The sequence below is a fragment of the Arthrobacter pascens genome, assembly GCF_030815585.1.
Taxonomy (GTDB): domain Bacteria; phylum Actinomycetota; class Actinomycetes; order Actinomycetales; family Micrococcaceae; genus Arthrobacter; species Arthrobacter pascens_A.
In genome coordinates this window covers 2,341,185-2,363,658 of sequence record NZ_JAUSWY010000001.1, presented here as the reverse complement: position 1 = coordinate 2,363,658, position 22,474 = coordinate 2,341,185, and the positions used below count along the sequence as shown (strand labels likewise).

Genomic DNA, 22,474 nt, shown 5'->3' with positions numbered 1-22,474 from the left:
CGGTCCTTGGCTACTCGACTGGTTCTCTACTGTCGAGTGAGTGGTGTGATGAGCCATCCGATGTAGCCATTATGGCGTTGGAACTGCCCGGCTTTTGTTGACTCGGGGTCTGAAGCATCCGGCCACGGACGCGTGAGCTATGCCTCAGGGGCTCCGCGAATACCTCACCTCGCACCCCAAACGACGTCCTCCTCAAGCAACGCATCGGCACTCTGGATTTCCTCGGCCAACGGGTCATAGCGTTCGCCGGTACCCTTTGTGCGCCTGTCGACGTAGAAGTAGGCACCTAGCACCAGGGCAAAGAACGGCAGACCAGCCACCCAGGCCCACCTCAGGCTGTCGATGAAGAGGGTCGAAACCAGAACTGCTCCCACAAACAGCATGGCCAGAGCTGTGGTGATCGGAGCCCCACTGAGCCGGGCCGGAGACGCTGGAAGATTGTGTCGGGTCCGGAGGACCCGGAAGCGCATGTGCGTGACGAGGATCAGAATCCATACCACCAGTGCGCCAAAGACGGCCACGCCGAACAGTGCCAGATCTGCGGTGTCAGCGGCGACCAGCGAGATGACCGCTGCAATCAACAGCCCGATGGAACTGATCAGCAGCGCACGGAGGGGAGCGCCACCCTTTGTCAGCTTTCCCGTCCACGTGGGTGCGTAATTGTGCGCAGCCAGTGAGTGCAGCATGCGCGATGTCACGTACAGGTTGGCATTGGCTGCCGAAAGCGCCGCCGTCAGCGCCACGAAGTTCATGATGCCCGCAGCTGCAGGGACCCCGGCTGCTGAGAAGACCATGACGAAAGGGCTGGCCGTGATGTCGCTGCCGACCTGGGCAGTCTGCGTCCACGGAACAACAGCCAGAACGATGGTGATGGAGAGGATGTAGAAGAGGCAGAGCCGGAAGGCCATGGACTTGGTAGCACGAACTACGTCGCGAACAGGGTTCTCCGACTCCGCAGCAGTCACGGAGACTACCTCGGTGCCGAGGAAGCTGAAGATCACGAACACCATCGCCAGAAGGAGACCCTGAATGCCGTGGGGCATGAATCCTCCGTTGGAAACCAGGTTATGCATCCCTGTCGGCGGCTGGCTCGGCAATCCGAAGAAGATGAGAGCAAGCCCCAAGAGGATGAAGGCAACAATTGCACTGACCTTGATCATCGAGAACCAGTACTCAACCTTGCCGAAGGTCTTAACGGCTCCGGCGTTCACGGCAAGGATGGCCGCTGAGAAGACTATGGTAGTCAGCCACAGCGGAATCTCGGGCCACCAAAAACGGACATAAATACCTGCGGCGACAACTTCGCCGCCAACGGCGATGGAGAGCACGGCCCAATAGGTCCAGCGGACTACGAAGCCCGCCCAGCGTCCAATATAGGCATGGGCAAGCACACCAAAGGCGCCGGCCGTGGGATGCACCACCGTCATTTCGGCAAGGGCCCATGCAACTACGAGGGTCACAAGCCCGCTGACGATGTAGGCAATGATGGTGGCAGGACCTGCCTGGGAAATGGCCAGTCCGGAACCAAGAAACAAACCGGTTCCGATCGCCCCGCCTAACCCCATCATGCTTAGTTGGCGACCGCTGAGTTGGCGATGCAATCCGTGCGTATCGGCCCGTAACGCGGCCGATTGTTCGGGTTTGGTCATCAGTGGTTACCTCTAGTTTCCAGAGTTAATAGTCCGCCGCAAATGCAGCTGACCTGTGGGACATTGCAAAAGCCCCTGTTTATTGAGATTTGTCTGCCACCGCTATCGGCAGAGACGAGGCCCGGATGACGGGCGTGGGCGTTTACGCTCTTTCCGGTTGGAACCGGATGAACCCGTCGGCTGTCTCTTCGAGGGCTTGCTAGCTGTCTGTGATGGCGTTTGGTCCGGTGTTCAGTGCTCGTGGGGGCATGTACCGGCGTGTGGGTCTGGAACGGACCTCTGGGTCTTCTAGGCCGGCAGATACCAGTTTTGGGTGGGTTCCTCCAGGCAGGTTTCGCGTGCCCGGTCGAAATGGCGGCGGTCTTCCCCGGTGATCCGTTCTTCTTCCTGGCGTTGGTATTCACGCCAGGTGGGCAGGGTGTAGATTTCGGCGAATGATCCTGGTTGCCCGAGTTGGCGGGTAAGTTTCCAGTCTGTTGCCCCGGTCCTCCGGAGTGTTAGTTCCACTTGCTCCATGGCTGCGGTGAACTGCTCCAGGAGGTCTGGGTCAGGACGGTAGGTGATGATCACGGTGACCGGGCCGGTGCCAGGGTCAATGGCACCTGTCTGGGTTGGTGTATGTTCGCCGGGGCCGGAGACCGTACGGTCGAGTTGACCGGTTCCGGGGAGCAGGGGCCAGATGAAGATGCTGGCCGCGGTGGCTAGGAGCAGGATTGCACTGACGGCCAGAGCCAGTTCGTAGCCGAAGAGGGTTGCGATAGAGCCCCAGGCCAGCGCCCCGAGAGCTTGCGTGCCTGCCATTACCAGCAGGTATGTGGACATTCCGCGGGCCCGTACCCAGGCTGGGAGGGTCAACTGCGTGACGGCGCCGAAGGTTGAGAGATTGCCTATCCATGCTGCTCCGGCCACGACCATGAGTGCTGCCACAGGCAGCGGCGGCATGAACGCCGCGGCGGCGGTTCCCGCGCCGAACAGGAGAGCGGAGCCTGCCAGGATGGTGTCGTTCGTGATCCGGTTCCGGACCCGGGGCAGGACAACAACGCCAAGAAGTGCACCGGCGCCGAGCGCTCCGAGCAGCAGCCCGTAGCCTGCCGAGCCGATGTCGAGGTGCCCGTTTGCGGCGATGGGAAGCAACGCCCACAGGGCGCTGGCCGGTGTTGTAAACAATGCTGTGCGGAGCAGAATGCGCCGGATCCGGGGTGCGGAGCGGATGTAGCGTATCCCCGCGGCCAGTGCTTCGTGGACGCGCTCCCGATCCGCGAGGTCCCTCCGCGGGGTTCGCCAGCTGTAGACCGCTGCCGCGGCTCCAAGGAAGGAAAGGGCGTTGAGTCCGAAAACAAAGGCCGGGCCAGCCACCGCGACGAGGACACCGGCTGCGGCCGGCCCAACGGCACGTGCCGCGTTCACCGTGACTCCGCCCAATGCAGAGGCTGCCTGAATTTCGGCCCGCGGTACCAGATCCGGTTGGATGGCCTGCCATGCGGGGGAGCTCAGCGCAACGCCAGCCCCGATAAGGAAGGTGTAAACCAGGAGCGAGGCGGGCTCGAGGAGCCCGGACGCAGCGCTGAGTGTCAGGGCCGCCGCAGCCAGAGCCGCGAAGATGTTCGTGCCAATGATCAGCCTCCGACGGTCGAAGGAATCGGCCAGCACCCCGGCCATGAGCGACAGCAGCAGGGCGGGTGCCAAGTTCGCTGTCTGGACCAGCGCGATGACTGTGGGACTGGCGCCGGACTCCACCAGGTACCACTGCGCGCCGACCGTTTGCATCCAGGAACCGACGTTGGAACCAAGTTGTGCCATCCACAGGATGAAGAACGTGCGCCGCCGAAGCGGCGCCCAGGGTGATTCCACGCGATGTCCTTTCACGTCTCCGGTTGGGCCAGCGTCCTCTTACTGTACGAGGACCGTTGCGAGCCACTCTTTTGCGGCGTCCAGGTCCGTGTGCGCGATGCCGTGCCCTCCGGGGCGAAGCACCTGCTCGGCCTCGGCACCGTTTTGGCGCAGGGCGGCCATGAGCGTGTTGACGCTGGTGAGCGGGGCCATGGAGTCGGCCTCGCCGTTCAGGATCAACAGCCTGCTGCCGACCAGGTCAGCGGCGCCTTCCCGGTCGCCGAAGGGGTACATGCCGGAGAAGGCGATGACCCGGTCCAGGGTCTTGGGGTGGAGGATGGCTGTGGCCAGGCCGATGTTGGCGCCGTTGGAAAACCCGACTGCTATTACGGGCCTGTTGCCGAGGTTGTAGTGCTCCCGCGCCGCGTCCAGGAAGGCGGCCAGGTCCGCGGCGCGGGCGATCACGTCGTCCACGTCGAAATTGCCTTCGCCGTGCCGGCGGAACCAGCGGAGCATGCCGTGTTCCTGAACTTGCCCCCGGGGTGCGAGGACTCCGGCGTCGGGGTGGAGTTCCGCGGCGAGTGCGGCGATCTCGTGTTCGTTCCCGCCGGTGCCGTGAAGCATCAGCAGCACCGGGGAGCCTGCCTCACCGGGGCTGAAGACGTGCGGCCAGCTCGTGACGGGGGTGGTTGCGGCGTTCATCAGGGCCTACCGTCCTGCCAGTGCGGGGTTGTTTTCGGCCGGTAGCTGGATCCGGGCCACCGAGTGTTCGATCGCCTCGCGGGAGGGCTCGAGCCATGGCGGCAGTTTCAGGGAGCGGCCGAGTTCCAGCAGCGGTTCGTCCACGTCGAAACCGGGGGTGTCGGTGGCGATTTCGAACAGCACGCCGCCGGGTTCGCGGAAGTAGATGGACGTGAAGTACTGGCGGTCCAGGATCTCCGTGACGTGGAAACCGCGTCCGGCCAGTTCTTGGCGCCATATCTCCTGGGTGGCGACGTCAGGGACGCGGAAGGCGATGTGGTGGACGGTGCCGCCGGCGGTGAGGCCAGGCCGGGCCTTGGGGTCCGCGATAACGTCGACGATGTTTCCCGCGCCGCCGTTGCCGGCGGCAAGGCGGGTGCGGTTACCGGAGGTCCCGACCAGGTGCAGGCCGAGGTCCTCGGTCAGCACGGCCACAGTCTTGTCCGGGTTGGCGACGGTGAGCACCGAGGAGTGCTGGCCGCGCACGGCGTACTCGGCAGGCACGGAGGCCGAATCCCAGGGGTTCCGGGGATCGATCGTGGAGGAGGCGACCAGGTCCAGCTGCAGCCCGTCCGGGTCGCGCAGGGAGAGGCGCTCCTCCTCAGCCGAGGCTCGGGTGATGCTGGATTCGACGCCCAGGGCCTTGAAGTGGTTCTGCCACCAGCCCAGGGTTCCCTCCGGGACGGAGAAGGCGGTGGAGGTGGACTGCCCTGTACCGATCCGGCCCGGTGCGATGCCCCGCCACGGGAAGAATGTCATGAGCGAGCCCGGCTGGCCGGCCTCGTCGCCGTAGTACAGGTGGTACGTGGAAGGGTCATCGAAGTTGACCGTCTTCTTCACCAGGCGCAGGCCCAGGCCCTTTACGTAGAAATCGATATTGGCCTGCGGCTCGCCGGCAATGGCTGTGACGTGGTGCAGGCCTGAAGTATTCGCGGTCATGTTGACCCTCCATGGTTTTTGGACTGACCCGGTCAGGAAGCCCTGGCCGGTGATGTTCATGCAAACGCATCTTTCTAGAATATTATTTCCTAGGAAACTATTTACGTCAACAAGTCCGCTCGTCCCGCAAAATTCCGGAGATTCCTTACTGGTAAACAATCTGCTAGTAAGTAGATGCTGAGGCGTGTACCATAGGGCTTGGAAGGGACTACCTGATGACCCAGCAAATATCTGCAGCAGCCAGCCGCGACCTCGATGCCGTATCGCAGTGGGGGCTTGTCATCGAGGGTTTCCAAAACACGAATAAGAAGCTGCACAAGGCGGTGGCGGCCGCGTTCTCCCTGGATCCCGCCGAAGCCGAGACGCTGCTGCGGCTGACGCGAGCCCCGGGCCACCGGATGCCAATGGCGGCGCTGGCCCGCGAGGCGGCCTTCAGCACCGGCGGTGTCACCAAAATTGCGGACCGGCTGGCAAAACGAAACCTCGCCGCGCGCAACCCTTGCGCTGACGACCGCAGGGTGATCTACCTGGAGCTGACCGACGCAGGGGCCGAGCAGGCGGAGGAGCTTCGTTGCCTCGTCACAGACATCGTCCAGAAAACCTATATCGACGTTCTCGGCGCGGACAGGGCGGTCTTGGTCGCTGAAGCGATGGCAGAACTGCGCGAGGCCAACGCGGCGTAACAGTCGGAAACTCTGAACGGGTAGGAATCTGCCCTGGGAAACGGCGGCTCATCTGCCAGCCTATCGGCGCTGGGCATCGGGTCGGTCCCGGCACCCGGTTCTGCCGGCCGGAGCGCCGACGGGTTTGATTTGGCTTAGGCGGGCTGCCCCCTTTAGCCGCCTCCGCCGGCGGTCGCGCCCAGCGCGGCAGAGCGGGTACGTGCTATAAGGATTGCGGCAATCCCCACGAACAGGGCGGCAGCGGCAATAGTCCAGGTCAGCCCGGCCCAGAAGAGCAGCAGTGTCCCGCCAAGAGCGCCCACGAGCAGCAGGACCACAGAGTAGATTCGAATGCCGGCCTGATCGTTCTTTCCGCGGGCCAGGTCGGACGCCAACGCAGTCAGGGTGAGGGTGAGCACCGTGGTCCTCATGTCAGTGACACCCGACTTCAGCGAGATCGCGTTCTGCAGCCCCATGGCTGCGCCCAGCACCGCGAGCACGACCCAGTCTGGCCACCCGTCCAATCCATCGGCACCAGTGAGCCATGCAGCCAATGCCGCGGCGACAAGAACAGCGGACTCAACACCCAGAGCTTGTCCCGCTCTTCGGGACTCGAACTTGCCCTTGACGACCAGTCCGGCGACGAATGCGCCGACCAGGAATCCGGCCAGGGCAAACAGAGCCGCAATGAAGGAGTATCCGGGGGCGCCGCCCAGGGAGAAACCGAGGAAGACGATGTTGCCGGTCATGTTGGCCGCAAAGACGCCCATGCCCAGAACGCTTGCTGCGTCCACGAGGCCGGTGGCGATGGTGAGCGCACTGAGCGAGAGGAAGATCCCTCGAGGGGGAGAACTCATGAGAGCTCCTTGGATGTGAGTGGACTGCGTGGGGTGGTACTGCGAGGCGGTGGCGGCGCGCTATGCGGCGAGTCGCCTCGGGCCGTCCACGAAGCCGGGAGGATTCCGTGGCCGATCAGGCCTGCCCCTGATGTGTGTCAGGGGCAGATGGGGTGCCGCGGTGGAGCACCAACCGCATGAGGAGTCCAGCGAGGACGCCGACGGTCAGTGCCGCGGTTCCGGCCCACAGCGGGGGGTTGTCGATGCCCACGAATGCGTCGATGGAGTAGGCGCCGGGGCCGGTGAAGCCAAGGGCTGCGGCGACGGTAATCAGGACCAGTGGGAATTCGTACCCGTCGTGCTGGACCCAGAGCCCGTTGCCGGTTTTGACGGTTACGGCGACCGTCATGACCCCGATGGCGGCCATAGCCGCGAGCGGGGTCAGGGCGCCCAGGGCGAGGAGGAGACCGGATCCGATCTGGCCGAGGCCGGCGGCCAGCGCCGTGAAGGCGCCGCCGCGGAAGCCGTCGGCCTTGAATTCGTCGATGCCGCCCTGCAGTCCCTTCCCGCCGAGACGGAAAGAGACTTTCTGCACGCCGTGGCCGGCGATCAGCAGCCCGATGACCACCCGCAGCAGCAGGATGCCCACATCGTCATTCACGGTCCGGTCCCTTCACTCATTCCATAACGTCAGGACATTCGGGGTGGTCAGCCGGCATTTCCGCCGATGAAGTCCCCGGCGTAGTACATACCCAGGCCATAGGCGCCGCCGTGGGCCTTGACGATCTCGGACACTGGTACGTAGGTCTCGCCCCGTGCCCAGTCGCGCTGGAGCTCGAGCAGGACCTGGACCCAGGTGACCGGAACTGCTCCTGCGGCGGCCATGCGCTGGATGGCGAAGTCGTGGGCCTCGGCGCTGACGCCGCCGGAGGCGTCGGCGACTACGTAGACCTCGTAGCCCTGGGCGAGTGCGGAGAGGGCGGGCAGGACCAGGCAGACTTCGGTCCAGAGGCCGGACAGGACGATCTTGGTCCGGCCGGTGGCCTTGATCGCGTCGACCACAGCCGGGTCCTCCCACGCGTTCATGCTGGTGCGGTCGATGATGTCGGCACCCGGGAACACCTCGGCGAGGGAAGGCAGGAGGTTGCCGGAGAAGGTCTGCGCGGCGACGGTCGTCAATACGGTGGGGACGTTGAAGGCCTTGGCAGTCTTGCCCAGTCCGACGGTGGCGTTGATGATAGCGCCGCGGTCGCCTGTGCTGCCGACGCCGAAGAACATCTGGGGCTGGTGGTCCACGAAGAGGAACACACTGTTATCGGGGGTGATGAGGTTCTCGCTCGGGACTGCCTGGACGTTGTCGAAGTTTACTGTTGCCATGGTCTTGTTTCCTTCACTTTTTTGTTGGGGTTTTCTTAGTGCTGTACGGAAGATGTCGTACAGACGTATCTGTTTCATCGGGTTCTATTGGTGGCTAGTGGGCGTGGGTTTCGAAGGCGTTGTCGGCGATGACCGCCGGTGCCCCGTCGCGGGCTGAACGCCACTGCCGCTGCTGTTCCGCTTCGGCGGCGGCCTGGGCGAGCAGTTCAGCTTGGCGGCCGCCGGTGCTCGAGGGCTTTGCGGTTGCTTGGTAGCCGCCGTAGTGGGCTACCGGGCTCCAGAGCGGGCTGATGGCCGGGATTTCCTCGTCCTGGCCCTCGTAGTCGCCGGCCGCGTAGACGATGCGCCCGCCGACGATGGTGGCCAGTGCCTCGATGTGCGGAATGTCCTGCTCCTCGACGGCGAAGAAGTCATCCGAGAGGATGCTCAGGTCACCGTAGAAGCCTTCGCGCAGGATGCCTTTGATGTTTTCTTCGCCGGTGAGTTTCGCTCCGGCGACCGTGTACATCTGCAACGCCTGTTCCCGGCTGACCCTGTTCTCCGGAGGGTAGATGAGGGTGTTGCCGATGGTGCGCCCGGACACCAGCCAATGCAGTGCGACCCAGGGGTTGTAGGAGGAGACGCGGGTCGCGTCCGTTCCTGCGCCGACCACCAGCCCGCGGTCGAGCATCTTGCGGATCGGTGGGGCCTGGGTGGCAGCGCCGGCGCCGTAGCGCTGGATGAAGGCTTCGCCCTGGAAGGACATGCGGTTCTGGACCGACAGTGACCCGCCCAGTGCTGCGACCCTGTCCATACTGGAGCTGCTGATCGTTTCGGCGTGGTCGAAGATCCACCGGTTCCCGCCCGGGAACAGGCCATCGGCGGCGAGCTTTTCGAACACGGCCAGGTCGCGCTCGATGGTTTCGTTGTAGGTTGCATGGAGCCGGAAGCCCCAGCCGTTTTCCATCAGCAGGCGGACGGCCTTTTCGAACTCGACTTCGTAGTCTGCGGCGAGTTCCGGGCGTGGCTCCGTGAAGTTCTCGAAGTCCCCGGCGGCCCAGGTAAGGTTTTCGCCGGCGCCGTTGAGCCGCAGGTATTCGTCCCCGTCTCCGGGTTTGACGGTCTCCACCCAGCGCTTGAGGTCATCGAGTTCCTGGCCGGCGACCTGGGGAAATAAGTGGTAGGCAATCCGGAGGGACAGACCGCCCTCGTTGGCCAGATCCATGACGGTCCGGTAGTTGTCCGGGAAGTTCTGGAATCCGCCGGCGGCATCAATGGCCGAGGTCAGGCCGAACCTGTTCAGTTCGCGCAGATACTGGCGCGTGGAGTTCTTCCGTTCGTCTTCGGGCAGCAGCGGTGCCTTGGCCAGGGTTGAGTACAGGACCAGGGCACTGGGTGCGGCCAAGAGCAGACCGGTTGGTTCCCCGTCACGGCCATGGACAATCTGCCCGCCTTTGAAATCGGGGGTGTCCTTGGTGTAGCCGGCGGCCCTGACAGCTGCGCGGTTCATCAGCGCCGACTGATACAGGTTGAGGATGAAGACCGGGGTATCGGGGGCGGCTTCGTTGAGTTCCCCCAGGGTGGGCAGCCGCTTTTCTGCAAACTGCTCCTTGGTGAAACCGCCTACGACCCTGACCCACTGGCCCTTGGGAGTACGGTCGGCCTGCTCCCGGAGCATCTGCATGGCGAGCTTGAGGGTCGGCACGCCGTCCCAGCGCAGTTCCATCACGTAGTTCAGCCCGCCCCGGATAACGTGCAGGTGCGAGTCGTTGAGTCCCGGGATTACCCGGCGGTTCTGGGCATCGACCATCTTTGTGGCTGATCCGGTGACCCTGGCTATGTCCGCATCGTCGCCCACTACCAGTACCTTGCCGTCTTTGATGGCCACCGCCGAGGCGTGCGGCCGGGCAGGGTCACCGGTGAAGACTTTGGCATTTCGAACGATGATGTCTGCGGTCTGGCCCGCATCATTGCGGGGAACGATCCCGCCTACAGGCATTGTGGGCATGTCGGCCCACCTCCATTCCAATTTAGCGATGACGCTCGTTGGGCCCTTTTTGGTCCATTTCCTCCTGGCTCCCCGGCCCTGTGGTTCGGAGCCCGTGGAGGGACTGACATGAACATACCTTCTTAGAAAAATATTTCCAAGGAGATTATTTCGCGTAAAGAATCTTCTTAGTTGACAACCACCTCCCAGGGCAGGCATGGTTACATGCATACGCATGCAACTTGAAAGCTTGCAGCAACCGGACACAGGAGATGGATATGACCACGATTGAGCTCACACCCGGCACTTGGACACTTGACCAGGCGCACACAGAGGTAGGTTTCTCCGTCCGCCACGCCGGCATCAGCAAGGTACGCGGCGCCTTCACCGAGGCGAACGCGACGCTCGTCGTCGGTGCGACGCCGGACACCTCAACCGTCGAGGCAACGGTCCAGACCGCATCCTTCGATTCCAACGACAACAACCGCGATGCCCACGTCAAGGGCCCGGACTTCTTCAACGTTGAGCAGTACCCGCATATGACCTTCAAGGCGACCGAAGTCCAGGGAACCGCGGAGAACTTCCGGCTGAGCGGCGACCTGACCATCAAGGAAACCTCCAAGCCGGTGACCTTCGACGTAGAGTTCGGCGGCGTGGCCGTTGACCCCTTCGGCGCCACCCGCGCCGGGTTCTCCGCCACCGCCCAGATCTCCCGGAAGGCCTTCGGCATCACCTGGAACGCCGCACTTGAAGCCGGCGGAGTCCTCGTCGGCGACAAGGTCACCATCACCATCGATTCGGCATTCGTGCTCTCAGCCAGCTGACACCAGCACTGCTCCGTTGCCACCCCCCGGCAACGACAAACAAGGGCGCGGGAACCCGATATTGGGTTCCCGCGCCCTTGCGCACCTGCCGGCCGCGCCGTTGAGATCCAGGCGCGGCGAGGAAAGGAAACCGGAGCGTACGCTGGTGAACGAAGAGGTAAAGGGAACGCTGAGCCGGTATCCGGCCGCCTTCCAGACGGTTCCATCCGTCCCGTGCCGTACTGATGCTGGGCGCTTATCATGGTTGTGACTCCGTCCAGTCGGCATCGGGGGCGGTTCCGGCGTAGGCGGCCGTGAGCAGCACGGTGAGGTTATCTTCCGTGACGGGGCGGGGGTTGGATTCGGGGATGACGGGCAGGATGAGCTGGACGGCCTCCGTGATGTTGCCCTCAACAAATCCGTAGTCCTTAAGGGCCTGCGGAGCATCCAAGGTCTCCCGCAGCGCGTTCAATCCTGCAGTGGACGTATCCGCCCCGAAGGCCGCCGCGATCCGCCGGGCGGCGTCGCCCGCAGCTGGAGCGTTGAAGGCAAGGACATAGGGGAGTACGGTGGCGTGGGTTTGAGCGTGAGGCAAGTTCCACCGGCCGCCTAGGACATGGCAGATCTTATGGTGCATGCCGGACCCGGCAGAGGCGAAGGCGACTGCGGAGAGGTAGGCCCCATACAGCGCCAGTTCTCGGCCCCGCAGATCGTCGGAGTTGGTGCGGATCGCCGGAAGGCCACCGTTAAGCGCTCGGATGCCTTCTCCGGCCAGTGCCTGGTTGATGGGATCCGCTCGCGGCGCCCACATCGAATCTATGCAATGCGCCAAGGCATTCAGTCCCGAAGCAATGCTCAGCTCCGCCGGCAGGGACAGCGTCAGCTCAGCGTCGTAGACCACGGTCACGGGCAACACCTGGTCATCGACGCCCGTTATCTTCCGGGATGCTTCCGTTAGGCCCCAGACATTTGTCGCCTCAGACCCTGCGTACGTAGTGGGCACCGCGATAATGGGCAGCCCGGTCGTCATGGCAATGGCCTTGGCCATGCCGATGGTTGATCCCCCGCCCACGCAGACCAGCAGGTCGATGCCGTTATCTGTGGCTGCCTTCCGGGCTTTCTCCGCTTTATCGATGGGCACGTGCGGGGCAACGTCGTCATACGGCAAGGCCGTGCTGATGCCTGCGGTGACCCTTTCGGCCTCGGGCCGTTCTCGGGCGGAGGCGATCACCATGACGTTCCGGGCGCTCAGGCGGTCGACCTCGCCGGCAAGGTGCTCCGCTGCCTTCCCGGACCCGAACAGCACTCTCTGGCCCAGTGTTGTGTGCTGAAAGGTCAGTCCCATCAGTTGCTTCTGTCCAGGGTGGCGGTGAGTGCGTCCATCAGGGACGCTCAGGGTCTGCAGGCAACCCGCTCCGGCCGCCAGCTGATGTGCTTATCGGGCCGGACAAGAACGGCGACGTCCTCCTCAATGCCCCGAAGTTTCGACCGAGGTCATGCGTTGAGTATTTTTTGGCAGTGTTTCCCGCCCAGACGTCAGGCGGGAAGAACCCAGGGTAGGTGGAAGGCTCGTAGTTCGGCTCGGTTTCCGTTGGCGGAGCCGGCTTGACCGGTCCGGTCCCGCTCACGGCACAAAACACAGCGCCGCAGCCGGCGACCGAGCCTGCCCCGACCCGTGCAATTAGAACGTCAGTGTCCACGTCTGCAGACATGGGAACTTCGGTCGCAGCGACTCTGTCGTCGAAAAACACTATTGCTTTCCTCCAGAAAGGCCCTTGGGCCACAGAAGTCGTTTCAGTATTTCCCCAGTTACCTGGCGGATGGGCGGGACTGTAGAGGGCGGAAAATAGGCAAATTCCCGGGAAGTTGAAACGAAGGCTCCCCGGCTAATTTGCTTGTCGTTGCGTTGAGGCTGCTTCCGGTGGTCCTGAAGCGGGCTGATACCGCGCTCATTGTAGCCGTGGGAGAAGTGTGATTGCGAGGGAAATCTGCATTCAGCGGCCAGCAGGACCAGCAGCAGGTGGCCTGAGTAGGGATGAACCGGCCACGCCGACGCCTTAGCGGGTGAACAGCCGAGAAAGCTGCGGGGGCGGCGATCGGAGAGAACTTTCTCCACTCGACAAGACGATGCCTGGCAGATCTCCGTAGATCCAGACGGTATGACCGGTGCCTGCGGTCCTTGCCCTCATTCACCAGTCCGCTCTGGATGGAGCCAAGGGTAGCGCAGGGTGTCTTTACCGGCATAGTCCGGGTCCAGGTAGATGAAGACGCGCGTGATGTGCCAGTCCCGAATCTCAAAGACGTCGCACCAGCGACCCGCACCAGTGTCTGGAACACCGGCACGCCAGGGTCCATCCCGATGCACTCCGAAGCTTGTGCCCTCGGCCACAATTGTGTCCGAACCGGAAAAGATCCAATTAAAAGTGGAATAGTCGTGCGTGATGCTTCTGATGGTGGCGCCCACGTCACCAAAAAGCTTTCCAATTTCTTCCCTGCCGTTCGCGATGCCCCATTTGGGGATGTAGACCTGAGCGTCGGTACTGAAGAGGTCCAGGATGCTTCCGCCGTCGGAGGTCACACCGCCGTGGTCAAAGGCTTTCAGATACTCGAGCGCGACAGACTTGCGCTGTTCATCGGTCATGCTTTGCTTTGACAGGGTCATCGTTTTCTCCTCAGAGGTAGTTCTCTTGCATAAATCTGTCTCGTTTCGGCTCGTTCCAGCCTCTGCGCCGGGTTCGCGGTAGGTGACGCTGCGGTCCGTCGGTGAGGGGCCCGCGCCGGCAAAGTCATGACCATCCCAAACCTTTATTTATGGGCGCACTTGGGCGCTATCTACGGGCACTCTTGGGCGCGTTTTGATGGAGCCCGATGTGGCGGGCTTGTTCGGTGGCGCTGGTGAGGGGCTGCCTGTTTCTTGGCCCCTGCGGTTTCTCAGTGGCCGCTGTCTGCTTCGGTGGGGGCGAGTACGATGTCGAAGCGGCTGCGGGCCCAGGTTTTCCCGTCCAGGTCGCGGCCGTCGGGGGTGGGGGTGCGGGGGGCCTGCTGCTCGAAGTACTTGATGAGGGAGTCCTTGACACCGAAAACGGTGTCGTACTTGAGGAGTTCGTCACCGGCGACGAAGATGTGCGTTACCAGGGCCCGCTTACCGGGCGCGGTGACCATGAAGTGCAGGTGCGACGCGCGCATCGGAGAGCGGCCGGTGGCCTCCAGCAGTTTACCGACGGGCCCGTCGTGCGGGATCGCGTACGGCGTCGGGGCCAGACCCCAGAAGCTGTAGTGTCCCTGATCATCGGAGAACAGATGCGCCCGGCCGGCGACCCGGTTGTCGCCGTACTGGACGTCATAGAAGCCGTCCTCGTCTGCCTCCCAGACCTCGATGCGGGCCCCGGGCACCGGCTCGCCTTCGGTGTCGGTGACGGTTCCCTCGAGCCAGCAGGGCTGTCCGGGGGCGCCGCCGGCGATGTCCCCGCCGTTGGGTATCTCCGGGGCGTCCTCGGCGAAGAAGGGGCCGAAAACCGTGGCCTCGGTGGCATTCTTGTACGCCTGGTTGTTGACGTTGATCGTCTGCATGGAGGCCCCGAGCACGTCCGAGAGCATGATGAACTCCTGGCGCTTCTCGTCGGTGATGTGCCCGGCCTCGGTCAGGAACGCGATCGCGGCGTTCCATTCGTCCTCTGTCAGGCGCACTTCGCGGATGAACGCGTGCAAATGCCTTACAAGGGCCTGCATCAGGTGCTGCAGCCGCGGGTCGGTGCAGTTCTCGAAGGAATGCAGAACATTCTGGGTGAGGGTCTCTTCAACGGCGATCTGTTCGGCGCCAGTGGTCACCGGGGTTCCGGAAGTGTCAGTCATGAGGGTGTCCTTAGAGGTCGGTGAGGGTCTTGGGGTCTTCGCCAACTGTGGCGGTGATCAGCAGCCTGGTCAGGTTCTCTGCGGTGACCTTCCGGGGGTTGGAGGCCGGGATGGTCGGCAGGGCGATCCGGACCGCTTCGGGGATGTTCCCCTCCGTGAAGCCGTAATCGGCCAGAGCCTTCGGTGCGTCGAGGATGTCGCGGAGCCGGTTCAGGCCGGTCAGCGCGTCTTCGGCGCCGAACGCGGCGGCGGCCCGGGCTGCCGCCTCCGGCGCGGCGGGGGCGTTGAAGGCCAGCACGTAAGAGAGCACGGTGGCATGGGTCTGGGCGTGGGGCAGGTTGAAGGTCCCGCCGAGCACGTGGCAGATCTTGTGGTGCATCCCGGATCCGGCGCTGGCGAACGCGACCGCGGACAGGTAGGCCCCGTACAGGGCCTGCTCCCGGCCCTGAAGGTCCTGTGGGTCGGCCTTGATCAGCGGCAAGCCCTGGTTCAGGGCGCGGATGCCCTCGGCGGCCAGCGCGGCGTTGATCGGGTCTGCCCTCGGTGCCCAGAGCGAGTCGATGCAGTGGGCCATCCCGTTCAGCCCTGAGGCCACGGACATCTCCACGGGCAGGGACAGGGTCAGGCCAGCATCGTAGACCACGCTCACAGGCAGGACGCTGTCGTCCACTCCGGTGGTCTTCCGGGCGGCGTCGGTCAGCCCCCACACGTTGGTCGCCTCGGAGCCCGCGTAGGTAGTCGGCACCGCCACGATTTGTATTCCCGAGGTCAAGGCCACCGCCTTGGCCAGACCCGTGGTCGAGCCCCCGCCCACGCACACCAGCAGGTCGATTTCGTGCTCGGCCGCCGCGGCCCGGGCCTTTTCCGCGACCTCGACCGGGACGTGCATTACGACCTGGTCCCAGCGCAGCACCGGGGAAATCCCGGCACAGACCACATCCGCAATCGTCGCCTCGAACTCGGAAGCGATCACCATCACCTTCTGCGCCCCGAGCCGCTCCACCTCCGCGGCCAGGTTTTCGGCGGCCTTTCCGGTCCCGAACAGCACCCGCTGGCCCAGTGCGACATGTTCAAAAACCAAAGACATCTTCACTCGCTCCTGTTCAGGATGGCGGCTGCTGCGGTGCGCAGCTCGGTTTCGGGGTCGGCCGGCATGGTGTGGTAGCGCCAGCCGATGTGCTTGTCCGGGCGGACCAGGAGGGCGCCGTCTTCGGCCACCTCGCGCAGCTTTGCCCAGTCGAAGTACAGATCGGTGATTTCCTGGCCGGGGCCGATGACCACCGTGTTGATGGTGATGCCGAGCTGGTCGCCGACCTTCTGTGCCGCCGTCGTCCAGTCCCCGCCGGTGATTCCGGTGAAAAGGGTGAACTGGCCGTATGGGGCCAGGTCGTGGGTGGAGTACTTGTGCCTGTTGTCGCCGACCCAGGCATGCGGCAGCCGGCCGCCGGGCTGCGTGGTCGGCTGGTAGTACAGCTCCTGGTCCCGGCCCGGTTTCGGCCTCGCGGTGCCGTCCCCGACGACGGCGGTGGAGACATAATGCTGACCGAGCTCCACTCCGTGGGCGTTGAATTCGTAGTTTTTCAGGTCCATGGCCTCCTGCACGGCGGCGCGCTTAGCGGCGCCCTCCGGTGTCGCGTCTTTGCGGGACTCGATCAGCGCGAGCATGTCCTCCGCGGTTTCGGCTGTGTCGATGCCCAGGGCCTCGAACAGTTTGCCGAATTCCCGGGCGGACCTATTGGCCCGGGTGACGATCTGCTCGGCCACCGGGGCACGTTCGGCCGAGTAGGTCTCCAGCAGTTCCTGGCCGGCTTGCCCCTTGAGCACGGCGTTGAGTTTCCAGGCCAGGTTGTAGGAGTCCTGGATGGAAGTGTTGGAGCCCAGCCCGTTGCTTGGCGGATGTTTGTGTATGGCATCGCCCGCGCAGAACACCCTCCCGGCCTGCAACCGGGTGGCGTACTGCTCGTTGTTGCCCCAGAGGGAGATGCCGGTGATCTCCACGTTCAGGTCGGGTACGCCGATCAGGTTGCGCACGATCTGACGGGCGTCGTCCTCGGAGACCTGGGGGGTGCCTTCGTTGATGTCGAAGCCCCAGACGATCAGCCATTCGTTCCATGGCCGGACCATGCGGACCAGTCCGGCGCCGATGCCGCCGATGTTGGAGCCTGGCTGAATCACCCAGTACTTGGCACGGATGGTGTATTCGTGCCCGGTGAGCCGGTTCAGTACCCGCACGCTCACACCGTCGTCGTCCTGGCTGTGCGAGAGGTACTCGGTGGAAAACTGCGTCTGCGTGCCGCGCATGGTGGCGTTCCTGACCAGGATCGGTTCCAGGTAGGTCTGCGGGATATCGCAGTTCAGCGAAGGCGAGGCCAGCTCATAGTCGGCGTGGCGGGCCGGATGGTTGCCCCAGGTGAGGATACGGCCGATTTCTTCGCCGGCGATCGAGGTACAGAAGACGGTGTCCCCGATCATATGGTGCGGGGTCGCGTCAGCCAGTACCTGATCCTCGATGCCCACGTCCCGAAAGATCTCCATCGTCCGCTGGTTAGTGATGTGGGCCCGCGGAGTGTTCGCGGTCCAGCGGTATTTGGTGATCATGATGTTCGGCACGCCCAGCGAGGACAGGAACAGCGCGGCTGAGGAACCGGCCGGGCCGGAGCCAACGATGAGGACATCCGTCTCGACGACGGCGGAATCCGGGGTTTCGGTCTCGGAGACCCCGTCATTGAAAATCACCATTGCATGTGCTCCACTTCAACAGCCGGTCTTATTCCGGACGACTGCTATTGAGTGTCCCGGTTCACAACCGCTTCTGAGTGGAGTGGCGGCGATCACGGCGGAAACAGGCAAAAACTCGGCGGATCAGGATAAAACTCCACGTCGCGCATCCCTTCAGGACCGGCGGCGCTATGCACAGCGAGAAACAGCCGGGTTCGTCACTGACGGAAGGACCGGCGCAAAGCAAGGGTCATCAGGCGCCGACGGTACGGCGGTCCTGCAGCGGGGAGATGCCGAATTTCTCCTTGTAGCTGCGGGAGAAGTGCGTTGGCGAGGCAAAGCCCTGCTGCAGCGCCAAGGTTCCCAGTGGCATCCGTGCGGCTTCGGGGGAGTGTAACTGCTGTCGGACCGCCTTCAGCCTTGCATCCAGGATGGCGCCCGGTACGCTGGTGCCTGCCTCGGCCAGGATGCGCGAGAGCTGACGCTCGGAAATGCCGACGGCGGCGGCAACTCGCCCGGCCGACAGCCGCGGATCTGCACACTGGGCTGCGATGAAGGCCTGCGCAGCGGCCAAGTGTCCGGCCGGTCCCGCGCCGGCGCCGAGGATGACCGCGAGCAGTTCCAGCGCCGTTTTCTCTAGATCGTCCCAATCTGTGGCCCGTCCGGACAACGCCGCACCCAGGGAGGAGGCCAAGGCTCCGGCGTGCACAGGGCCGGCCTGGGGGCCGCGGAAGCCGAAGATCTTCGGGCGAATCAGCCCGGACTGGCCGGTGAATTCGCTCAGGGTAGCGCGGGGGATCTTCAGGGCCAGTTCCTTCAGCCCGTGCGAGAATCCGCGCATGAAAGGCTGGTCCGCGTCGTAGAGGATTGCCTCGCCGGGCCTGAGGATTTCGCAGCCGTCCCGGTGGTAGAAGAAGCCCTCGCCCTCCAGCGTGAAGTAGGCGACGACGGCCTCGGCCGGGTGCGCGGCGATCTCCCGGACTGAGCGTTCCACTACGTGTGGATTGCCCCAGACCTGGGCCAACTGCAGCTGGGGCAGGTTCAGGTTTAGCTCGGTGGCTTCGAGCGCGCCGCCTGTCAGCGTTCGGGCTTGCAGCCCGACCAGGGCGCGGGCATTGTGCTCTTCCCACAGTGCGATCCGCCGCGCGTCAGGCAACCCCGCGGTGGAGAACCGGGTCAAACCGTGCGGGCGCGCACCTGGTGTGGGCTGCATCATAGTCCAAAGTCTACGTCTTCCGGGAACCGCCAGGAGACACTTCGGTACCGGCGAGAGTGGCAGCCGGGACCAGAGCATGATTGCGCACAGCGGTCGGACCGGCTGTGCGGCCCACTGATCTGGACCCCGCTGCCGGCAATGTCCGCCAAGTAGAGCGGCGTCAGGCTGATCCCCTGGGGAGGGCATGCTTACGCGTACGGCATGCCGTGTCCCATCAGGGTCACGGTTAGCCCCGGTAAGCAACACATTACTAATGTTACGAAACCCCTTCCAGGGTCGTTGCGCGTAATATCGCTGCCATGGACAACACAGGGACTTTGTTCGGCTGGGCTTTCGGCGATGCCAACCGAGAATACGACGGCAAGTATGTTGAGGAGCTTCAGCGCAAGGCTTTGGACAATGCCCGGCAGACAGCGGAAGCCAAGGGACTGACGGTCAAGGCCGGTTCCGAAGTCTTCACCATCCTGAACGCCCACGAAACCCTGGTTGAGCTGGACACCGCCCCGGATAGCCTGATGGTCCGCGCCACATTGCATGTTGAAGGTCCAGGAGCCGGCAAGCTGCATGCCGAAGGTCCCATGAACGGCTAGCTAGATGGCTGGAAAGGTTGACCGTTGATGGGGTGTGCACCAGTGCCTCCATCCCCAAGCAGTCCGCCCCGTAGCGCGTCCTGGCTGCCCTCCCCACCCAACCGGGAATAACCTGCCGCACTGAACGTTACACCCATTGATAGATGCAAATGCATGTAAATGGGATACAGTTAAAGCAAGCCCCGAAACAATTTCGGACAACGGAAGGCACATCATGCAGATCGGCGTATTCAGCGTCAGCGACATCACCGCTGACCCCACCACCGGCCGCACCCCCACCGAAAATGAGCGCATCAAAGCCTCAGTGGCGATCGCCAAAAAGGTCGAGGAAATCGGCATGGATGTCTACGCCATCGGCGAGCACCACAACCGGCCGTTCTTCTCCTCGTCTCCCACCACCACACTCGCGTACATCGCCGCCCAGACGGAACGCATCACCCTGTCCACGGCCACCACGCTGATCACCACGAACGACCCCGTGAAAATCGCCGAGGACTTCGCCATGCTGCAGCACCTGGCCGACGGACGGGTGGATCTGGTGCTCGGCCGTGGAAACACCGCTCCTGTTTATCCGTGGTTCGGTAAAAACATGGAGGATGGGATAGAGCTCGCGATCGAGAACTACAGCCTGTTGCGGAAGCTCTGGGACGAGGACACCGTCAACTGGTCGGGCAAGCACCGCACGCCGCTGCAGAACTTCACGTCGACACCGCGCCCGCTCGACGGCGTCGCCCCCTTCGTGTGGCACGGCTCCATCCGCACTCCGCAGATTGCCGAAGTCGCGGCCTATTACGGTGACGGGTTCTTCGCGAACAACATCTTCTGGCCCAAGGAGCACTACCAGGAGCTGATCAGCCTCTACCGTGAGCGCTACGAGCACTATGGACACGGCAAGGCGGACCAGGCGATCGTGGGCCTTGGCGGTCAGTTCTTTATGCGGAAGAACTCACAGGACGCCGTCAAGGAATTCCGCCCCTACTTCGACAACGCGCCCGTCTACGGCCACGGCCCGTCGCTGGAGGACTTCACCTCCCAGACTCCGCTGACGGTGGGCAGCCCGCAGGAAGTCATCGAAAAGACCCTGACCTTCCGTGAGTACTTCGGGGACTACCAGCGCCAGCTCTTCCTGATCGACCACGCAGGGCTGCCCCTGAAGACGGTGCTGGAACAGCTTGACCTGTTCGGCGAAGAGGTGCTTCCGGTGCTGCGAAAGGAGTATGCGGCCCTCAAACCGGCCCATGTTCCGGATCCGCCCACCCATGCAGGGCGGGTGGCCGCCCGATTGGCGGCCCAGGACGAGGCCGCGCGCGCCGAAGCCGGCCAAGCCGCAGCATCCCCTGCCTCGTCCGCCCCGACGTCTTCGGTGGCGGACGCGTGATGCCCGCGCGAACCGCCCCGGAGTCGTCGCCGGTGCGACTGGCTGCCGAGACGTGGGAATCGCTGTTCCGGGCTCAAGTTGCCGTGATGCGGCGGCTGCAGTCCGGACCGGCGTTCCGGGACCTGCCTGTCAATGAGTACGACGTCCTGTTCACGCTGTCCCGCTGCCCCACGGGGTGGGCGCGGCTGAACGAGCTCAATGACAACGTGCTGCTGAGCCAGTCCAGCCTCAGCAGGCTGGTTGAGCGGCTGGAAAAGCGCGGCCTGGTGGAACGGATGCCGGCCCCCGACGACCGCCGCGGCGTCCTGGTGAAACTCACCGACGAAGGGGCACAGCTGCAAAAGCAGATCGGCCGCGAACATGTTCGGGAAATCGTCCACCTGGTCGCTCCGGCGCTGACGGCTGCAGAACAGCGCGAGCTGCTGAGGCTCACTGAAAAGCTGCGCACGTCACTGCCTCGCTAGCGTGCTGAGGCATCGACCAGACGGCTGACGGGTCCTCCACCGCTCGCTAAATGGCGGTGCCTCGGTCAGCAACCAGCACATGCTGCCCGTGACCTGGCGGGAAGAGTTTGCCCTGCGGCAGGTCCTCTCCGCACGGATCGATGAACGCGGCCACCTCTTGGCCGCCGAACCCCCGGTCTGGTCCCAGAAACAGGGACCAGAACCGGACGCCCGACGCCGCCCAGCAGAGACGGGACACCGCTGGGCAGATAGAGTTGTTCCGCGGCTGTTACAACGTTTTCGAGACTATGGCAGCACCAGTACCAGAGCGGTTCAGAGAAGAAGACACTGGCCGGCAGCTCCACGAACAAGCCGTGACTGCCAGCAAGCGAGGCTATCACCCGGCCACCGGCTGAAACGATCTCAAGGAGACCCTATGGAACCGGAGCAAACCTTCACCGTCCGGCATGCCCCCGATAGCCACTGCTACGAGCTCCTCGACGGGCAAACCGCTATCGGCAAGACCGAGTACGTGCCTGCCAGCAGCCCGGCCGACCAGGAACGGATTTTCTACCACACCGAAGTCAGCGACGCCTACGCAGGCAAGGGCCTCGCCGCGGTCCTGGCCAAGCACGCTCTGGACGACACCATCGCCGCCGGGCTGACCATCATCCCCGTCTGCCCCTACATCAGGAGCTACATACGCCGGCATGCCGACTACCAGCGGCACGCCGCACCGATCCGGCCTGAGCACCTGGCCGCCGTCGACCGCGTCTACACGCCATAAGGACAAGTGCGCCCGCGGTACGGGCACAAATGACCCGTAGTCCGATGCGGCACAATTCAAAAGTGAAATCGACGGGTCATTAAGGCCGCCCGTATTGGATCCCGGTACGAAATCAGAACTGGAACAGGAAAGGCAGAATGGAATTCCAGCAGATCATCGAGGCAGCGGTCCGGTTCATGGATTTCGCTGGCGTGGCCGTAATGGTAGTTGGCGCGGTCGTCTCAATTCCGATGGCCATGCGCGGGTACCACCCGAGGCGGCCCCACCCCGGGGCAGACAACAAATCCGTCTACCGCTCCTACCGTCAACTCCTGGGACGTTCCATTCTGTTGGGCCTGGAACTACTCGTGGCAGCCGACATCATCCGGACCGTAGCGATCACCCCAACATTTGAAGGTGTCGGCGTGCTGGCAATCATTGTCCTCGTCCGTACCTTCCTGAGTTTCTCGCTCGAACTCGAAATCACCGGAAGATGGCCCTGGCAGAAAGAGTACCTGTCAGAAGACGGGGCGCCAGGCAGACGCCAGAAGCCAGAATCGGCAGCGTTGTATCACGACGGCTCCAAGGCCTCTCCGGGAAAAGCTAGGGGACCGGCAGGCGAATGACACGGCAAAACACCAAGCAGTAGTCACAGGGAATCCGCTCCGCGGCGCATTAAATGTCACCGCGGAGCAGACATCCAACAAA

20 protein-coding genes and 1 pseudogene are annotated in these 22,474 nt (G+C 63.7%); 7 read left to right on the top strand and 14 right to left on the bottom strand.

Features of this window, described 5'->3' with window-relative positions:
• Positions 1-164: 164 nt before the first annotated feature.
• The 4 genes from QFZ30_RS10965 to QFZ30_RS10950 form a co-directional block, all read right to left on the bottom strand.
• A complete protein-coding gene (locus tag QFZ30_RS10965; protein ID WP_307076117.1) occupies positions 165-1,649 on the bottom strand; it encodes an amino acid permease in 1,485 nt (494 codons plus the stop codon).
• Positions 1,650-1,937: 288 nt separating this feature from the next.
• A complete protein-coding gene (locus QFZ30_RS10960; protein WP_307076114.1) occupies positions 1,938-3,500 on the bottom strand; it encodes an MFS transporter in 1,563 nt (520 codons plus the stop codon).
• 39 nt (positions 3,501-3,539) lie between these two features.
• The gene (locus tag QFZ30_RS10955; RefSeq protein WP_307076112.1) at positions 3,540-4,181 is read right to left on the bottom strand and encodes an alpha/beta hydrolase; all 642 of its coding nucleotides are present in this window, start codon (positions 4,179-4,181) and stop codon (positions 3,540-3,542) included.
• Positions 4,182-4,187: 6 nt separating this feature from the next.
• Entirely contained in the window at positions 4,188-5,159 is a 972-nt protein-coding gene (locus QFZ30_RS10950; protein ID WP_307076109.1) for a ring-cleaving dioxygenase, read from the bottom strand.
• Positions 5,160-5,374: 215 nt separating this feature from the next.
• Between QFZ30_RS10950 and QFZ30_RS10945 the strand changes: the two genes are divergently transcribed.
• Complete coding sequence (locus QFZ30_RS10945) at positions 5,375-5,842, top strand: MarR family winged helix-turn-helix transcriptional regulator (RefSeq protein WP_307076107.1); 468 nt, start codon at positions 5,375-5,377, stop codon at positions 5,840-5,842.
• Between the two features lie 152 nt (positions 5,843-5,994).
• On the opposite strand, the gene QFZ30_RS10940 is transcribed toward QFZ30_RS10945, so the two are convergent.
• The 4 genes from QFZ30_RS10940 to QFZ30_RS10925 all read right to left on the bottom strand — a co-directional run bounded on the left by QFZ30_RS10940 (position 5,995) and on the right by QFZ30_RS10925 (position 10,021).
• Entirely contained in the window at positions 5,995-6,678 is a 684-nt protein-coding gene (locus QFZ30_RS10940) for a YoaK family protein (protein WP_307076105.1), read from the bottom strand.
• Between the two features lie 115 nt (positions 6,679-6,793).
• Complete coding sequence (locus tag QFZ30_RS10935; RefSeq protein WP_307076103.1) at positions 6,794-7,318, bottom strand: DoxX family protein; 525 nt, start codon at positions 7,316-7,318, stop codon at positions 6,794-6,796.
• 47 nt (positions 7,319-7,365) lie between these two features.
• Positions 7,366-8,034 carry a hydrolase gene (locus tag QFZ30_RS10930; RefSeq protein ID WP_307076101.1) on the bottom strand — a complete coding sequence of 223 codons (669 nt, stop codon included), beginning with the start codon at positions 8,032-8,034 and terminating at the stop codon, positions 7,366-7,368.
• A gap of 94 nt (positions 8,035-8,128) precedes the next feature.
• Positions 8,129-10,021 carry an amidohydrolase gene (locus tag QFZ30_RS10925; protein WP_307076099.1) on the bottom strand — a complete coding sequence of 631 codons (1,893 nt, stop codon included), beginning with the start codon at positions 10,019-10,021 and terminating at the stop codon, positions 8,129-8,131.
• Positions 10,022-10,278: 257 nt separating this feature from the next.
• Here QFZ30_RS10925 and QFZ30_RS10920 point away from each other — a divergent pair, with 257 nt between their 5' ends.
• Positions 10,279-10,824 (top strand): YceI family protein, encoded by a 546-nt coding sequence (locus QFZ30_RS10920; RefSeq protein WP_307076097.1) that lies wholly within the window; start codon positions 10,279-10,281, stop codon positions 10,822-10,824.
• Positions 10,825-11,062: 238 nt separating this feature from the next.
• On the opposite strand, the gene QFZ30_RS10915 is transcribed toward QFZ30_RS10920, so the two are convergent.
• The 6 genes from QFZ30_RS10915 to QFZ30_RS10890 form a co-directional block, all read right to left on the bottom strand.
• Entirely contained in the window at positions 11,063-12,148 is a 1,086-nt protein-coding gene (locus QFZ30_RS10915) for a maleylacetate reductase (RefSeq protein WP_307076096.1), read from the bottom strand.
• An 840-nt stretch (positions 12,149-12,988) separates the two neighbouring features.
• Positions 12,989-13,465 carry a nuclear transport factor 2 family protein gene (locus QFZ30_RS10910; protein ID WP_307076094.1) on the bottom strand — a complete coding sequence of 159 codons (477 nt, stop codon included), beginning with the start codon at positions 13,463-13,465 and terminating at the stop codon, positions 12,989-12,991.
• Between the two features lie 269 nt (positions 13,466-13,734).
• The gene (locus QFZ30_RS10905) at positions 13,735-14,655 is read right to left on the bottom strand and encodes a dioxygenase family protein (protein ID WP_307076092.1); all 921 of its coding nucleotides are present in this window, start codon (positions 14,653-14,655) and stop codon (positions 13,735-13,737) included.
• Between the two features lie 10 nt (positions 14,656-14,665).
• Positions 14,666-15,742 (bottom strand): maleylacetate reductase, encoded by a 1,077-nt coding sequence (locus tag QFZ30_RS10900; RefSeq protein WP_307076090.1) that lies wholly within the window; start codon positions 15,740-15,742, stop codon positions 14,666-14,668.
• A gap of 2 nt (positions 15,743-15,744) precedes the next feature.
• Complete coding sequence (locus QFZ30_RS10895; RefSeq protein ID WP_307076088.1) at positions 15,745-17,394, bottom strand: FAD-dependent oxidoreductase; 1,650 nt, start codon at positions 17,392-17,394, stop codon at positions 15,745-15,747.
• Positions 17,395-17,626: 232 nt separating this feature from the next.
• On the bottom strand, positions 17,627-18,589 hold the full coding sequence (locus QFZ30_RS10890) for an AraC family transcriptional regulator (RefSeq protein ID WP_307076086.1): 963 nt from the start codon (positions 18,587-18,589) through the stop codon (positions 17,627-17,629).
• A 299-nt stretch (positions 18,590-18,888) separates the two neighbouring features.
• Here QFZ30_RS10890 and QFZ30_RS10885 point away from each other — a divergent pair, with 299 nt between their 5' ends.
• From QFZ30_RS10885 to QFZ30_RS10865, 5 genes and pseudogenes are all read left to right on the top strand, one after another.
• On the top strand, positions 18,889-19,179 hold the full coding sequence (locus QFZ30_RS10885; protein WP_307076084.1) for a hypothetical protein: 291 nt from the start codon (positions 18,889-18,891) through the stop codon (positions 19,177-19,179).
• 214 nt (positions 19,180-19,393) lie between these two features.
• On the top strand, positions 19,394-20,557 hold the full coding sequence (locus tag QFZ30_RS10880) for an LLM class flavin-dependent oxidoreductase (RefSeq protein WP_307076082.1): 1,164 nt from the start codon (positions 19,394-19,396) through the stop codon (positions 20,555-20,557).
• Positions 20,557-21,021 (top strand): MarR family winged helix-turn-helix transcriptional regulator, encoded by a 465-nt coding sequence (locus tag QFZ30_RS10875; RefSeq protein ID WP_307076081.1) that lies wholly within the window; start codon positions 20,557-20,559, stop codon positions 21,019-21,021. Before QFZ30_RS10880 ends, QFZ30_RS10875 begins: the two co-directional genes overlap by 1 nt.
• Positions 21,022-21,436: 415 nt before the next feature.
• The gene (locus QFZ30_RS10870; RefSeq protein ID WP_307076079.1) at positions 21,437-21,787 is read left to right on the top strand and encodes a GNAT family N-acetyltransferase; all 351 of its coding nucleotides are present in this window, start codon (positions 21,437-21,439) and stop codon (positions 21,785-21,787) included.
• 137 nt (positions 21,788-21,924) lie between these two features.
• Positions 21,925-22,278 (top strand): annotated as a pseudogene (locus QFZ30_RS10865) (DUF1622 domain-containing protein); the annotation flags it as partial.
• Positions 22,279-22,474: the final 196 nt, after the last annotated feature.

Excerpts from the sequence above, each read along its gene's own strand:
- QFZ30_RS10965 (WP_307076117.1), bottom strand. The coding sequence starts at position 1,649 with ATGACCAAACCCGAACAATCGGCCGCGTTACGGGCCGATACGCACGGA.
- QFZ30_RS10945 (WP_307076107.1), top strand. The coding sequence starts at position 5,375 with ATGACCCAGCAAATATCTGCAGCAGCCAGCCGCGACCTCGATGCCGTA.
- QFZ30_RS10955 (WP_307076112.1), bottom strand. The coding sequence starts at position 4,181 with ATGAACGCCGCAACCACCCCCGTCACGAGCTGGCCGCACGTCTTCAGC.
- QFZ30_RS10875 (WP_307076081.1), top strand. The coding sequence starts at position 20,557 with ATGCCCGCGCGAACCGCCCCGGAGTCGTCGCCGGTGCGACTGGCTGCC.
- QFZ30_RS10950 (WP_307076109.1), bottom strand. The coding sequence starts at position 5,159 with ATGACCGCGAATACTTCAGGCCTGCACCACGTCACAGCCATTGCCGGC.
- QFZ30_RS10940 (WP_307076105.1), bottom strand. The coding sequence starts at position 6,678 with ATGAGTTCTCCCCCTCGAGGGATCTTCCTCTCGCTCAGTGCGCTCACC.
- QFZ30_RS10925 (WP_307076099.1), bottom strand. The coding sequence starts at position 10,021 with ATGCCCACAATGCCTGTAGGCGGGATCGTTCCCCGCAATGATGCGGGC.
- QFZ30_RS10895 (WP_307076088.1), bottom strand. The coding sequence starts at position 17,394 with ATGGTGATTTTCAATGACGGGGTCTCCGAGACCGAAACCCCGGATTCC.
- QFZ30_RS10910 (WP_307076094.1), bottom strand. The coding sequence starts at position 13,465 with ATGACCCTGTCAAAGCAAAGCATGACCGATGAACAGCGCAAGTCTGTC.
- QFZ30_RS10880 (WP_307076082.1), top strand. The coding sequence starts at position 19,394 with ATGCAGATCGGCGTATTCAGCGTCAGCGACATCACCGCTGACCCCACC.
- QFZ30_RS10890 (WP_307076086.1), bottom strand. The coding sequence starts at position 18,589 with ATGATGCAGCCCACACCAGGTGCGCGCCCGCACGGTTTGACCCGGTTC.
- QFZ30_RS10885 (WP_307076084.1), top strand. The coding sequence starts at position 18,889 with ATGGACAACACAGGGACTTTGTTCGGCTGGGCTTTCGGCGATGCCAAC.
- QFZ30_RS10870 (WP_307076079.1), top strand. The coding sequence starts at position 21,437 with ATGGAACCGGAGCAAACCTTCACCGTCCGGCATGCCCCCGATAGCCAC.
- QFZ30_RS10900 (WP_307076090.1), bottom strand. The coding sequence starts at position 15,742 with ATGTCTTTGGTTTTTGAACATGTCGCACTGGGCCAGCGGGTGCTGTTC.
- QFZ30_RS10915 (WP_307076096.1), bottom strand. The coding sequence starts at position 12,148 with ATGGGACTGACCTTTCAGCACACAACACTGGGCCAGAGAGTGCTGTTC.
- QFZ30_RS10905 (WP_307076092.1), bottom strand. The coding sequence starts at position 14,655 with ATGACTGACACTTCCGGAACCCCGGTGACCACTGGCGCCGAACAGATC.
- QFZ30_RS10930 (WP_307076101.1), bottom strand. The coding sequence starts at position 8,034 with ATGGCAACAGTAAACTTCGACAACGTCCAGGCAGTCCCGAGCGAGAAC.
- QFZ30_RS10920 (WP_307076097.1), top strand. The coding sequence starts at position 10,279 with ATGACCACGATTGAGCTCACACCCGGCACTTGGACACTTGACCAGGCG.